Origin of the sequence: Streptomyces sp. NBC_00223, assembly GCF_036199905.1 — a bacterium.
GTDB lineage: Bacteria > Actinomycetota > Actinomycetes > Streptomycetales > Streptomycetaceae > Actinacidiphila.
The window spans coordinates 5,603,696-5,616,638 of record NZ_CP108109.1 but is presented as its reverse complement, the minus strand read 5'-3'; the positions used below and the strand labels follow the sequence as shown (position 1 = coordinate 5,616,638).

The following is a 12,943-nucleotide window of genomic DNA, read 5'->3' as shown; positions in this document are numbered from 1 at the left end:
TGTCCGTGACCAAACGCGCACAGAACGGGCCTCGGCGGCCATAGGCGCCTTCGGTAGGGTGGAAGTCTGGATACGGGGACCAGGGTTGGGTGTACGGCATGCGTGGACGCGGCCCGATCGGTGCCCTCTGACGACCGATCGGGAGCCTTTCACGATGCGAGCCCGCACCGCAGTGACCGCCGCCGCGCTGGCGGCGAGCGCCGCTCTGACCCTGACGGCTTGCGGTGGCGGCGGTTCGGGGGACGGCGACAAGATCTCGGCTCCGCCGACCGTGACGGGGGCGGCGGCGCCGAGCGCGTCCCCCACGACGGCCGCGCCGACGGGCGCGGCCCTGCGGATCGACCCGTCCCTGGCGCTGCCGGCCGACCTGACCCTGACCTTCGACTGGCCCCTCCCACCGGACCACACGAAGGCGGTGGCCCTGACCGCGGCCGCCAATTTCATTCAGGCCATGAACCATGCCGTGGTGAAGCAGACCACCGAGGACCCGGGCCTGACGACCTACGCGGCCGGTGACGCCCTTGCCTTCGGGCGGAGTTACGTCCAGCAGTACGTCTCTCACAGCTGGACGCTCACGGGAGCCGACCGCTTCTACGGGCCGAAGGTCGAGATCTCCTCCGACAAGGCTTCGGGTCAGGTCACCTTCTGCGAGAACCAGTCCAAGGTGTACGGCAAGGAAGTCAAGACCGGAAAGGTCCTCACCACCCAGGAGAGCGACAACAGTTACGTGTCCTACGAGATCGTCCTCGCCAAGCTTCCGACACAGACGGAGGTGTGGCAGGCGCAGTCGATCACGGTCAAGGAGAAGGCGTCGCAATGCAAGCAATGATCAGCGGGGCTCTGTTGCGCCGGGGACTCGGACTCGCGGCGGTCGTCGTTCTGGCCTCGGCGGGCCCCGGCTTCGCCGACAGACCGGTCACCAACCCGCCACCGACCACGTCGACGGAGCAGCAGGGCACCAACGACAACGGCGATCTGGGCGCGGTCGCCAAGGGTGTCACCCTCACCTATCCGTCCGGTAGCCCCGGTTCGTCCTCCAAGCGCATCACGTCCGTCGATGTGAGCTGGACTCCGCCGCCGTGCTGGATCGGCCCCGTCATGGACCCTGAGACGTTCAAGAAGAACGTGCTCGCGGCTGTGGACGCCACCGACGTGCCCGGGCAGCCGAGCTACGCCATGCAGGCCATGGACGAGTACCGGCGCCACTACGAGGAGGGGTACACCTGGAACGGCTCCGGGGACGGGTACAAGGACTTCAACGTCGACCAGCAGGGTAAGGGCATGTTCTGGGGCGCGGTGGTCAACCCCGAGTCCACCGACTACCACCGCTTCGACTGCAACTCCACCATCCCGTTCTACGTACCGAACGGTGAACTCCCACCCCCCGGAACACCCCACGTCATCACGCCCGAGATGCTCTCGAAGCTCGCCTACGCCCATACCCAAGTGCCCGGCGTCACCATAGAGACCAATCCCAGGGGCACGCAGACCGTCAACCTGCCCACCTGGGTGACGTTGCGTCAGACGTACACCCCCGTACGGGTGCGCGCGTCGGTCGACCTCGGGGGCGGGCGGGAGATCTGGGCCGAGACCCTGGCGAAGCCGACCAGCGTGCACATCGAGCCCGGCACCCCGGAGGCGACCGTCCACCCGGCCTCGGGCGAGTGCCCGATCGCCGCGGACGGCACGGTCGGCGCCGACTACAACGGCGACCCGAAGGCCGACCCGCCGTGCGGGGTGACGTACCGCAGGTCGACGCTGAACACCGGGCCGTTCCGGCTGAACGTCACGGCCACCTGGTCCGTGAGCTGGACCGGTTCGAACGGCGGGCCGTTCGCCCTGCCCGACGGCACGGTCGACGACCCGCACCCGGTCACCGTCCAGGAGTACCAGTCCGTCAACCGCTGACACAGGGCCCCGGCCGCCCGGGGCACGCGTAAGGGGCGGCACCCTGAGGTGCCGCCCCTTACCGCACGCGGAAGATCACCCGCCGAAGATCAGCGGAATCAGTAGATCGGCTTGTCGGGCTCGATCGTGTTGACCCACCCGATCACACCGCCGCCGACGTGGACCGCGTCGGCGAAGCCCGCCGACTTCAGCACGGCCAGCACCTCGGCGCTGCGGACGCCGGTCTTGCAGTGCAGCACGATCCGCTTGTCCTGCGGGAGCGAGGACAGGGCGTTGCCCATGATGAACTCGTTCTTCGGGATGAGCTTCGCGCCCGGGATGGACACGATCTCGTACTCGTTCGGCTCGCGGACATCGATGATCTCGATGTTCTCGCCGTCGTCGATCCACTCCTTGAGCTGCTTGGGAGTGATCGTGGAGCCGGCCGCCGCCTCCTGGGCCTCCTCGGACACGACGCCGCAGAAGGCCTCGTAGTCGATCAGCTCGGTGACGGTCGGGTGCTCACCGCAGACCGCGCAGTCCGGGTCCTTGCGGACCTTGACCGTGCGGTACTGCATCTCCAGGGCGTCGTAGATCATCAGCCGGCCGAGCAGCGGCTCGCCGATGCCCGCGAGGAGCTTGATGGCCTCGTTGACCTGGATGGCCCCGATGGAGCCGCACAGCACGCCGAGGACGCCGCCCTCGGCGCAGGAGGGGACCATGCCCGGCGGCGGGGGCTCCGGGTACAGGCAGCGGTAGCAGGGACCGTGCTCGGACCAGAAGACCGACGCCTGGCCGTCGAAACGGTAGATGGAGCCCCAGACGTACGGCTTGTTCAGGAAGACACACGCGTCGTTGACGAGATAGCGGGTGGCGAAGTTGTCCGTGCCGTCCACGATCAGGTCGTACTGCGCGAAGATGTCCAGCACGTTCTCGGCTTCGAGCCGCTCCTCGTGCAGGACGACCTTCACCAGCGGGTTGATCCCCAGGATCGAGTCCCGCGCGGACGCGGCCTTCGAGCGGCCGATGTCGGCCTGGCTGTGGATGATCTGACGCTGCAGGTTCGACTCGTCGACCTCGTCGAACTCCACGATGCCGAGCGTGCCGACACCGGCGGCGGCCAGGTACATCAGGGCCGGCGAGCCGAGGCCGCCGGCGCCGACACACAGCACCTTGGCGTTCTTCAGCCGCTTCTGCCCGTCCATGCCCACATCGGGGATGATCAGGTGACGCGAGTACCTGCGGACCTCGTCAACGGTGAGCTCGGCGGCCGGCTCGACCAGGGGTGGCAGCGACACAGGGACCTCAGCAATACGGTTGGTCGGTCATCAGACAGTTCATACGGACAGGTGTCCGCACACGCTGTCCCTGCAACACTGCCACGCCCGTCTTCATTCCAAGACACCCGGTCCGAGGACCGAGACACCGACCGGTCACATGCTGGGCGACGGCTGTCCGCACACCTTCCGTACCGCTTCGTGCCAATAGGAGGGCAGGCCCGCCCACGGATCGGCGCCGTCCCGGTCGGTGCGGTCGGTCGGGCACACCGTGGCAGCGCCCTGCCAGCGGGCGATCCGCAGGGCCGTGTCCAGGTGCGGGGCGGCCAGTCCGTGCACCAGGTGCGCGAAGCGGGTGGGCGGATAACCGGCCGTCCACTGCGGCGCCTCCGACCAGCGGTAACGGGTCCACGGGCCGTGGAAGACGACGAGCTGGTCGGCGAACTCGGCGTAGCCGGGGTGCGGGTGCGCGCCGGGCGCCAGGACGACCGTCCCGGCACCGTCCAGCTGCGCCCGCAGCGCGGCGACCGTACGGCGGCACTCGGCGGTCTCGGCCCCCAGGGTCGGCGGCCGGTCCAGGTAGAAGCCGTCGACCCGGTACCAGTCGCGGTAGCGGGCCGCCTCGGCGAGCAGTTCGCCGCGCGGCCGGGTGCCGTGGACGGCGTCCAGCCGTCCGAGCAGCGGGACGCCGTTCTCACGCACCCGGGCGACGGCCTCACCGTAGAGCGGATCGGGCCGCGCGCCGGGACCACGGGCGACATCGAAGGCCACCCAGTCCAGCGGCGCCCCCGGCCGGGCCAGTTCGGCCCACTCGGCGGGCGCGACCAGCGGGTGCGCGAAGGCCGGCACGCCGAAGCCGGTACGGGCGGCCCCGTCCGCGCCCCCGCGCGCGGACGGCGGCGTACCGGAGGACGTACGGGCCGAGGTCCGGGACGGGGTACGGGACGAGGTGGCGGTGGGCTCGCGCGACCCCTCACGGGCGGTGTCGCGCGAGCCCGTACAGGACTCCTCGGACGAGCCCTCGCGGGCGGCGTCGGCCCGGCGGGCGCGCGAGCGGATGCGCAACGGAATCAGACGCGGCATGCCGCCTCCATCCACACGTCGGCCAGCGACTCCTCAAGGCCGATCCGCGGCCGCCAGCCGAGCCGGTCCCTCGCGGTACGGACGTCCGCCTGCTGCCACTGCCCGCAGCCGTCGGGGTACGGCGGCTGGGCGGCGCCCGTCACCTGTTCGTCGACCTCGCGCAGCACACCGTCGAAGCCGGCGACGTGTGCAAGGGCGGCGGCCATGTCCCGCATGCGTACCGCCCGGCCGCTGCCGATGTTCACCACGCCCTGCGCGGCCGACAGCGACGCGGCGTGCACGGCCCTGGCCACGTCCCGCACGTCGATGAAGTCGCGGTGCACACCCAGGCCGCCGAGTTTCAGCTCGCCGTCGCCGTGCTGCATCGCGCGGCGCAGCGTCTCGGCGATCCTGCCGAGCGGCGCTCCGGTGGGTGTGCCGGGCCCGACCGGGCTGAACACCCGCAGCACGACGGCGTCCAGGCCCGAGCCCAGTACGAGTTCGCTGGCGGCGAGCTTGCTGACGCCGTACGGGTTGCCCGGGCGCGGGGGCGCGTCCTCGCCGGTGGAGGCGCCCGCCGGGGAGGGGCCGTACTCCGCGCCGCAGCCCACCTGGACCAGGCGCGCGCCGACCGCGCTGCGGCGCATCGCCTCGCAGACGGTGGCGACGGCGACGGTGTTCTGCCGGGTCAGATCGCGGGCGTTGCCTCGGGTGGCGCCCGCGCAGTTGACGACGACGCCGGGGTGCACGGCGTTCACGAACCGGGCCAGCACGCCCGGCGCGCCGGTCGCGAGGTCGAACCGGACGTCCGCGTCGTCGTTCCTCCCCAGCGCGGTGAGCTGGACGGCGGGGTCGGCGAGGAGCCGTTCCGCGACGTGCCGTCCGATGAATCCGTCGGCTCCGAGCAGCAGGACTCTCATCGGGAGCCTCCTCGCGCGAGGCGGGCGGTGGGTGACGTGCGGTGCGTGTTCATGGGTCTTTCTCCTGGGTTGTCGCGTGCGGAAGGTCGGTCGTCAGGTACGGCGGTGCGCCGAGGCGCGGGGCAGGACGCGGAAGGCCCGCGTGGTGAGGACGAGGGCGGCGCAGCCGCAGATCGCCGCTTCGGCGGTGGCGCCGTCGAGGGCGAGGCCCGCGAGGGCCGCTGCGAGGTACAGCGCCTCGGCGGCGCAGGCCGCGGCGAGGCCGCCGGCGGCGGTACGTCCCCGGCCGTGCACGGCCAGCAGCCGCGCGGTGAACAGCAGCAGGCCGAGCGCGGCCGGGCCCGCGACGGGCTCGTCGCCGACGACCGCGCCGGTCGCGGCCAGCAGGGCGAGCAGCGCGGCGGCGTAACCGGCGAGGGCGGCGGCCAGCCGGGGGCGTACGGCGTCGGCGAAGTCGGACAGGCCGTGGCTCGGCGCGAGTTGGGCGCGGGCGCCGACCGCGAACCAGCGGGCGCAGTACGCGGCGGGCAGCAGGCTCAGCGCGAGCGCGGTGAAGGCGCCGGTGCTCGCGACCGGGTCGAAGGGGCCGTCCCCGGCCAGGGCGGCGCCGGCCTGGGGGCCGTAGAGCGCGAAGCCGAGCAGTCCGTACGACCAGGTGGCGCCGGTTTCGTGGCCTGCCGCCCGCAGTGGGCCCTGGCGCAGCGCGGCCCAGGTCGCGGCGGCGGCGAGTACGGCGAGCAGCGCGCCGAGCAGGGGCAGGTGGACGGGCCTGGCCGTGGCGACGGCGAGGGCGCAGCCCGCGCCGGGGAGCAGGTGCAGGGCCGCGCTCCGCGCGGGGAGCCGTACGGGTTCGCGTCCCGCGGTGGGGACGGCCGGGGCGTGGCGGGGGATGGACCTCGGCACCCTCGCGCGCAGCTCCTCGGCGAGGCCGAAGACGTCACGGTGCCGCAGCCTGCGGGCGTCGGCGTCGGTGACGCCGCGTGCCTCCAGGCCGGCGGCGATCTCCCACACGTCGACGGACCCGGCGATCATCGCCTGATGCCGCTGCGCAACCCCCCGCAACGGATCTCCCACCCCCCGCCCTGCGGCCACCGCCCCAACCCCGCCGACGGACGGCCCCCCGAGCCCCACAACGCCGGGCTGATCACGCCTCGCCACCACACCGACAGCGGCCGGGTCGACCCCTCTGCGGCCAGGCCCACCGCCCGCCCCTCCGCCCGAGTCAGCGCCCGACACCACGCCGACCCCGCCGAGCACGGAGGGGCCGCTCCCCCGCCCCCCGACCCCAAGCCCGTCCGCTGGGACAACAGGCGCGCCCGTTCCTGACAACACGTCGAAGCCATCACCCCAACGCTCCGAGGGCTCCCCACCGGCGGCGGAGTTGGCCTCGTCCTCGGACGGCCCTCCAGGGACGGCCGAGCGGGTGCCCCGGCCGGTGGACCAAGCGCCGTCCCCGAACTCGCCGAGCGCATCGGCGGCCGGCGGCGAGGCGCTCGCAGCGGCGGCAGGCTCGTAGCTGGTCACACGTGTGGCCGGGCCTCCGGGCAGGCCGGGGTTGTCCCCGGGACCACCGGTACCGGCCGAGGGCATCTCGCCCACGACGAGGGCCGGGCCGGCGGACGGGTCGGCAGCGGTGTCGGGGGCGGCCGCGCCAGGGACGGAGCCGGTACCGGCCGAGGACACCTCACCCGCGACGGGGGCCGGGCCGGCGGACGGGTCGGCGCCGTCGGCAGGGGCGGCCGCGTCGGGGTCGGGCGACGGGGGGGCCATATGCCCGTGGCAAATCGATTCCGCAGGCAGAGGCGGTCGCGGCGCCGGGGAATCGCTGCCGGGCGGGACGGAATTCATCGGCGCGGACCTCCCGGCACCGCGGGCGTCGGGGACAGCCGCGCGGGCGCGAGCGACTCCGCGGGCGTGGTGAACGGCCGCGGCCGCCCCGCCGCGTCCCGCAGCGGCTCGCGCCGCGCGGGATACCGCGCGACCACGTCGAGATAGCTCTCGCGGAAGGCCCCCACACACGTCTCGACCGTGAACCGCCCCAGCGCCCGTTCCCGCGCGGCGGCCCCGAGCCGCGCGGCCCGTTCCGGCCCGCGCAGCAGGACGAGCGCCGCTTCGGCCAGCGCGCGCGGATTGCGCGGCGGCACGACAAGGCCCGTACCGCCGACGACCTCCCGCACCGCCCCCACGTCCGTGGACACCGTGGGCCGCCCGCAGAGCATCGCCTCGACCAGGCTCAGCGGAAAGCCCTCCGCACCGCTGCTGAGCAGGACGACGTCCCCGGCGGCGTACGCGTCCGCCAGCTCAGGGACGCCCGGAGCGCCGATCTCCTCGAAGGTGACCCCGCCGACGGGCGCGTCGTCCCCCGGGAAGAGCCGAGCGGCGAGCGCCCGGCAGTGGCCGAGATAGGCCGCCGCCCGCTCCCCCGTGGCCGGCGGGTGGAAGATCCGCAGCCGCGCCCGCGGCTCACCCGCGCGTATCGCGCGGAAGGCGTGCAGCAGCGCGACGAGATCCTTCGCGGGGTCGACCCGGCCGACCCACACGACCGTCGGGTCGACGCGTGCGACGGGCAGCGCGAGCACGGAAGCCCCCGCCGCCTCCGACGCCGCGCGGGCGAACCGCGCCGCGTCGATCCCCGGGTACACCGTCCGCATCCGCTCCGGCCGGGCCCCGCACCGCTCCTGCCAGCGCCGCACATGCGCGGAACCGGGTGTGATCAGCGCGGCCCGGCGGTAGCTCTCCCCGGCGAGCAGCCGGTGGTAGTCGCCGAGCAGCGCCCGTACGGCCGGGGGCAGCCCGGCCGCCCGGTGCACGAGCAGCGCCTCCCGCGCCCGGACCGTGTACTCGGTGACGATGAGCGGTGTCCCGCAGAACCGTTTGGCCAGCAGCCCCGGAAGCGCGGCCGGACCCCCGGAGACCGCGTGGCACAGATCGGCGGCGCCCAGCTCCCCGGGCCCGTACCAGGGCAGCGACAGCGGCCGCAGCTGGTGTTCGAGCAGCGCGACCACGGCGAGGAGTTCGGTGACGACGATGTCCTTGAGCAGGGGGCGTACGCCGGGCGCGTGACAGGCCGCCTCCAGTGCGCCGAGCGCATCCTCGCCGCGTAACAGCTCCGGCAGGCCCCCGTGGTCGACGGCGACCTCGGCGAGACCGTAGAGCCCGGCGGCGAAACGATCCGCCCGCTCATGGGGTTCCAGCGTGCTCCCGCCGGCCAGCGCGGCGGCCAAATCCGCGAAGTGACCGCGGAAGGCGACGCGTCCGGCCCGCCCCCCGCCGGCCCGCCGGGCGGCCGCCCGGCCCGGACCGAACCGCCCGATCTGCCGAGCGGCCCGGTCCGGCGGCTCGCCGTACAGACGCGCGGTCAGCACCCGGCGCACATGCGCCGGCGGAGGAACCCTCCCCCCGGCGTCCGTGCGGGGCGAACGGCTCAGCGCGTACACCTCGAACTCGTGCTGAGTGAGCCCGCGCACAAGCCGGTCGGTCCACGCGCCCCCCTCACCTCGCGCGTACGGATAGCCACCCTCGGTGAGTAGTGCGATGCGCACGGGTGCGCCCCCTCTCGGCATGCCGGGCTTTCGGTCAGTGCCGGGACGGGGTGGGTGTCGCGGTGGTGCGACGCCGCTGCGTCCGCCCGGCGCGAAGACGGTATGCCGGTATACCGGTGGCGCGACGGACGGTTGTCCGTCGCGCCACCAAAAGGGGTGAAGCGGCGTAACTTATCCCGCCGCCGCGCGTTGAAGGGACCTGAAGTGCCGTTGTGACGGCCGGCGGAAGGTCCGGAGGACGCCCGCCGGAGGGTCCGCGCGGCCTGGCGCTACGGGAACGGCCAGGCGTTGGGCTTGCAGGTCGGACCGCCGTCCAGGGACAGGAACTTGGTCTGCTGCATCATCACCGGAGCGGGCATCCCCTCCTTGGGACAGCCCACATGGTTGTGCCCGAGCCGGTGCCCGACCTCGTGGTTGATCAGCATCTGCCGGTACTCGTGCATCCGCGTCGGGCCGTAGGTCACGGCCCCCTGTGCCCACCGGTAGGCGTTGATCATCGTACGAGGGGTGGACGCCGAGTCGCAGGAGACATTCTCGATCGAGGTGTCGAGACCGGACTTCGCGCACCACTTGTCGGTGGTCCCGGGGCTGGCGAGCGTGATGACGATGTCGGCGGGGCCGCTGGAGACCCGCTCGAAGGTCATCGTGCCGCCGTGGCCCCAACTGCGGGGGTCGTTGAGGGTCCGGAACACCGTCTCGGTGAAGAGGTCCGCGTCCAGCGGCAGACCCTTCTCCACGTCGATCCGGTACTTCATGACCTTGCCCTTGCCGGGCGCCGCCTGGTGCCCGGGCACCGTCTCGAAGGCGCCGGACAGGCTCAGCTTCGCCGCGAGCGGATACTGCTTCGCCATCAGCTCGTCGTACGTGGGGACCGCGGGGGTGTTCGCCACAGCCGCCGGAGCCGCGGACGGACGGGGCTGCGAGCGCGACGCCTCGTCGGCGGCGGACCGCTTGCCGGTGTCCGTGGCACGCTCCTCGTCGAGCTTCTTGTCGTGCGCGACCTGCCCGCTCACCACCACGGCGAGCACGGCGACCACGGCCGCCGCCGCGACGCCGCTGAGCGTGCGGCCCTTGCCGCCGCTCCGCTTCTCCGCCTCGGGCGCGGGCTCCTCGGGGGTCTCGGGCGCCACCGGCTGCGGCGGCGCGGGAGGCGCGTCGAAGGCGTCGACGAAATCCTGCCGCGGATGCGGGATCAGCCGCTCCTGGGTCTGTGTGTGCCGCGGCAGCGCGGCCCCGGAGACCGGCGAGCTGAGCGCGGAGGCCGTGTCGTACGGCGCCCAGTCCGCGGCCCACTCCTCCACCGGGTCCATCGGCAGGTCCCGGGACCGCCCGGGCGGCGCGGGCCAGCCGCCCGCGCCCCAGGCCGCGTGCTCGCGGTGCTCGGGGTGGGTCGGCGGCGGGCCGTCCAGGTCCTGCGGGCGGATCGCCGTGAAGTAGCCGCTCTCCTCGGCCGGGCCGCGCCGCCGCCGGCCGGTGCCGGGCGCGGCAGGGGGCACCGGCCGGCCGGCGAAGACCCCTTCGGTGCCGCCGTGTATCCGGTTCTCGCGGCCGTCCTGGCCGTCCGTCGCGCTGTGTCTGCCCACGCCCTCGATCAGCTCCCGCTCGCCGCAGCGCTCGTCGGACTCGTATCCGTCCCCGTACCTGTGTCCTGGCCCGTGTCGGCGCCCGTACGGCCCTCGACCTCGTACAGCAGGTCGCGGAAGGCCCGGTTCACCAGCTCCGGGTGTTCCATCATCGCCACATGGCCGCTGTCGGGGACGATCAGCAGCCGGTTGTCCCGGAATGCCCGGGCCGCCCGGCGGGCCCTCTTCACCGACACCAGCTTGTCCCGCCCTCCGTACACCAGCAGCGTCGGCGCCAGCACCCGCTCGGCCTGCCGCCACAGCGCGTGCTGCCCGCCGAGGGTGTACGCGTTCACGATGCCGCGGGTGGAACGGATCATCGCATCCCAGAAGTACGGCAGCTCCATCCGGCGCCGGTACTCGGCCACCGCCTCGGCGCGCGCCGGCGCGCCGATGACCGACGGGTCGCCGTAGCAGAGCGTGAACAGCTCCTGGGCGCGGCGCTCGACCGGCCAGTCCCGGGTGGCGCGCAGATAGAGCCGGGGCAGACCCGGGACGGAGGCGAGCGCCGTGGGCAGGGCGGTGCGCTGGGGCGGCACCTCGGGCAGCGCCGGCGAGACCAGGGTGAGGGTACGGACCAGGTCGGGCCGGGCCGCCGCGACCTTCACGGTGACCGCGCCGCCCATGGAATTGCCGAAGAGGTGGACGGGCCCCCGGGGCCGCGCGTCCAGCAGCCGGATCACCGCCCTGGCGTGCCCGGCGATCGAGTAGTCGCCGTCGTCCGGCGGCGGTGAATGGCCGAAACCCGGCAGGTCCAGGGCCTCCCCCGCCACCCGGTCGGCGAGCCGGTCCATCAGCGCGGTCCAGTTCTGCGAGGAGCCGCCGAGGCCGTGCACGAACAGCGCGGGCTCGCCTTCCGCCCGCTCCGCGCCCCCGTCGTGCGCCCGCACCACCAGAGTGAGCCCCGAAAGCTCGACCGTACGCACCGATTCCCCGTCCGCGGGCACCGGTCCCGCCGGGGGCACGGACGCCGGTGCGACGGCCGCGTGAGGAGAGTCGGTCGAGGGCATGGGTTGATGTTACGAGAGGATCACGTCCGCCCTGGTGTGTTCGGCGCCACAAACGGTCAGAAGAGTCGGTGAAGGGTCCGGAAGCCGCCACCCGCGCCGCGCCGCCGATCGCCTGGGCCTACGCTCGGACAGGAGCGGGGGCGTGGGGGCGCGAGGAAAGAAGGCGTCATGTCCCAGGAGATCGACGACATCGACCGCTTCGAGCGGGAAGCCGACCGGTCCGACGACGAGGCCGGGACCGAGCCGGACGCGGATCTGGATCTGGAGACCCCCGAGGCCGACGCCGCCGAGCAGCACGTCGAACTGCTCCAGCACGACGACGAACCGGTCACCGGGCGCCCGGCCGAGGACAGCGAGGCCGACCCCGCCGACGCCGCCGAGCAGCGGCGGGTGGTCGATCTGGACGAGGACGACTACCGCTGAACCGTCGTCCGACTGTCGCCGGCGGGTCTTACCACGTGAGAATGTCCGTCCGCACAGCGCACAGTGTCGTTACTGAAAAGTACGATGGGCATCGCAGTGTTCGTTCGTTCCTTCACCAGAACTGGGAGGCGGCGTGACAGCCATCGAGCAGACTCAGGCCCGGCCGCGCGGCACCCGCCTGCCCCGCAGGGCCCGACGTGAACAACTGCTGGGGGCGGCCCAGGAGGTGTTCGTCGCCCAGGGCTACCACTCGGCGGCGATGGACGACATCGCCGAGCGCGCCGGGGTCAGCAAGCCCGTGCTCTACCAGCACTTTCCCGGCAAGCTGGAGCTCTATCTGGCGCTGCTCGACCAGCACTGCGAGTCACTGCTGCATTCGGTGCGCACCGCGCTGGCGTCCACCACGGACAACAAGCTGCGCGTCGAGGCCACGATGGACGCGTACTTCGCCTACGTCGAGGACGAGGGCGGCGCCTTCCGGCTGGTCTTCGAGTCCGACCTGACGAACGAGCCCGCCGTCCGCGAGCGGGTCGACAAGGTCTCCCTCCAGTGCGCCGAGGCGATCAGCGAGGTCATCGCCGAGGACACCGGCCTGGCCCGCGAGCAGTCGATGCTGCTGGCCGTCGGCCTCGGCGGCGTCTCCCAGGTGGTGGCCCGCTACTGGCTGGCCAGCCGCAGCGAGGTGCCGAGGGACACGGCGGTGCAGTTGCTCACCTCCCTGGCCTGGCGCGGCATCGCGGGCTTCCCGCTGCACGGCGCCGAGGGCCACCACTGACGGCACGCCGCCCGCGCTGTTCGCTCACGGCGTTCCCCGACTACGGATTGCCGCCGGTCGTGCCGGGCTAGTCTTTGCTGCGTACGGCGCGAATCGACCGCGCACCCCGTGGACCATCGGAGGTATCCAAGCCGTGGAGGTCAAGATCGGCGTGCAGCACGCGCCGCGCGAGATCAACATCGAGAGCGCGCAGTCGGCGGCCGAGGTGGAGAAGGCCGTGGCCGAGGCTCTTTCCGGTGAGGCGAAGCTGCTGAGCCTGGTGGACGAGCACGGCCGCAAGGTCCTGATCCCCGCCGACCGTCTCGCCTACGTCGAGATCGGTGAGCCGGCCGCCCGCCGGGTCGGGTTCGGCGCCGCGCTCTGAGAGCACCAAGGGGTGGCAACCGGTCGTGACCGGTTGCCACCCCTCTGTTTTGGCCGACGCC

13 protein-coding genes are annotated in these 12,943 nt (G+C 73.2%); 6 read left to right on the top strand and 7 right to left on the bottom strand.

The features are described 5' to 3' along the window. The first annotated feature begins 154 nt into the window (after positions 1-154). Both OHA30_RS24025 and OHA30_RS24020 read left to right on the top strand, forming a co-directional pair. A complete protein-coding gene (locus OHA30_RS24025) occupies positions 155-829 on the top strand; it encodes a hypothetical protein (protein WP_328915944.1) in 675 nt (224 codons plus the stop codon). Next, positions 817-1,908 carry a hypothetical protein gene (locus OHA30_RS24020; RefSeq protein ID WP_328915943.1) on the top strand — a complete coding sequence of 364 codons (1,092 nt, stop codon included), beginning with the start codon at positions 817-819 and terminating at the stop codon, positions 1,906-1,908. Before OHA30_RS24025 ends, OHA30_RS24020 begins: the two co-directional genes overlap by 13 nt. Before the next feature lie 98 nt (positions 1,909-2,006). Here OHA30_RS24020 and moeZ read toward each other — a convergent pair whose 3' ends face one another. From moeZ to OHA30_RS24000, 4 genes are all read right to left on the bottom strand, one after another. Then, the gene (gene moeZ / locus OHA30_RS24015) at positions 2,007-3,185 is read right to left on the bottom strand and encodes an adenylyltransferase/sulfurtransferase MoeZ (RefSeq protein ID WP_328915942.1); all 1,179 of its coding nucleotides are present in this window, start codon (positions 3,183-3,185) and stop codon (positions 2,007-2,009) included. Positions 3,186-3,320: 135 nt separating this feature from the next. Beyond that, positions 3,321-4,247 carry a spherulation-specific family 4 protein gene (locus tag OHA30_RS24010; protein ID WP_328915941.1) on the bottom strand — a complete coding sequence of 309 codons (927 nt, stop codon included), beginning with the start codon at positions 4,245-4,247 and terminating at the stop codon, positions 3,321-3,323. Continuing rightward, positions 4,235-5,146 (bottom strand): NAD-dependent epimerase/dehydratase family protein, encoded by a 912-nt coding sequence (locus OHA30_RS24005; protein WP_328915940.1) that lies wholly within the window; start codon positions 5,144-5,146, stop codon positions 4,235-4,237. Before OHA30_RS24005 ends, OHA30_RS24010 begins: the two co-directional genes overlap by 13 nt. Positions 5,147-5,239: 93 nt before the next feature. Continuing rightward, positions 5,240-6,178, bottom strand: a complete 939-nt coding sequence (locus OHA30_RS24000; protein ID WP_328915939.1) for a hypothetical protein — start codon at positions 6,176-6,178, stop codon at positions 5,240-5,242. Positions 6,179-6,184: 6 nt separating this feature from the next. On the opposite strand from OHA30_RS24000, the gene OHA30_RS23995 reads away from it, so the two are divergent. Continuing rightward, entirely contained in the window at positions 6,185-6,472 is a 288-nt protein-coding gene (locus OHA30_RS23995) for a hypothetical protein (RefSeq protein WP_328915938.1), read from the top strand. Positions 6,473-6,990: 518 nt separating this feature from the next. On the opposite strand, the gene OHA30_RS23990 is transcribed toward OHA30_RS23995, so the two are convergent. From OHA30_RS23990 to OHA30_RS23980, 3 genes are all read right to left on the bottom strand, one after another. Continuing rightward, entirely contained in the window at positions 6,991-8,688 is a 1,698-nt protein-coding gene (locus OHA30_RS23990) for a DUF3492 domain-containing protein (protein WP_328915937.1), read from the bottom strand. Between the two features lie 269 nt (positions 8,689-8,957). Further along, on the bottom strand, positions 8,958-10,271 hold the full coding sequence (locus tag OHA30_RS23985; RefSeq protein WP_328915936.1) for a DUF3152 domain-containing protein: 1,314 nt from the start codon (positions 10,269-10,271) through the stop codon (positions 8,958-8,960). Between the two features lie 8 nt (positions 10,272-10,279). Then, complete coding sequence (locus tag OHA30_RS23980) at positions 10,280-11,320, bottom strand: alpha/beta fold hydrolase (protein WP_328915935.1); 1,041 nt, start codon at positions 11,318-11,320, stop codon at positions 10,280-10,282. A gap of 168 nt (positions 11,321-11,488) precedes the next feature. Here OHA30_RS23980 and OHA30_RS23975 point away from each other — a divergent pair, with 168 nt between their 5' ends. From OHA30_RS23975 to OHA30_RS23965, 3 genes are all read left to right on the top strand, one after another. Beyond that, complete coding sequence (locus OHA30_RS23975; RefSeq protein WP_328915934.1) at positions 11,489-11,743, top strand: hypothetical protein; 255 nt, start codon at positions 11,489-11,491, stop codon at positions 11,741-11,743. A 133-nt stretch (positions 11,744-11,876) separates the two neighbouring features. Beyond that, positions 11,877-12,518 carry a TetR/AcrR family transcriptional regulator gene (locus tag OHA30_RS23970; RefSeq protein WP_328915933.1) on the top strand — a complete coding sequence of 214 codons (642 nt, stop codon included), beginning with the start codon at positions 11,877-11,879 and terminating at the stop codon, positions 12,516-12,518. Positions 12,519-12,651: 133 nt separating this feature from the next. Further along, positions 12,652-12,882 carry a DUF3107 domain-containing protein gene (locus OHA30_RS23965; protein WP_328915932.1) on the top strand — a complete coding sequence of 77 codons (231 nt, stop codon included), beginning with the start codon at positions 12,652-12,654 and terminating at the stop codon, positions 12,880-12,882. The last annotated feature ends 61 nt before the right edge of the window (positions 12,883-12,943 follow it).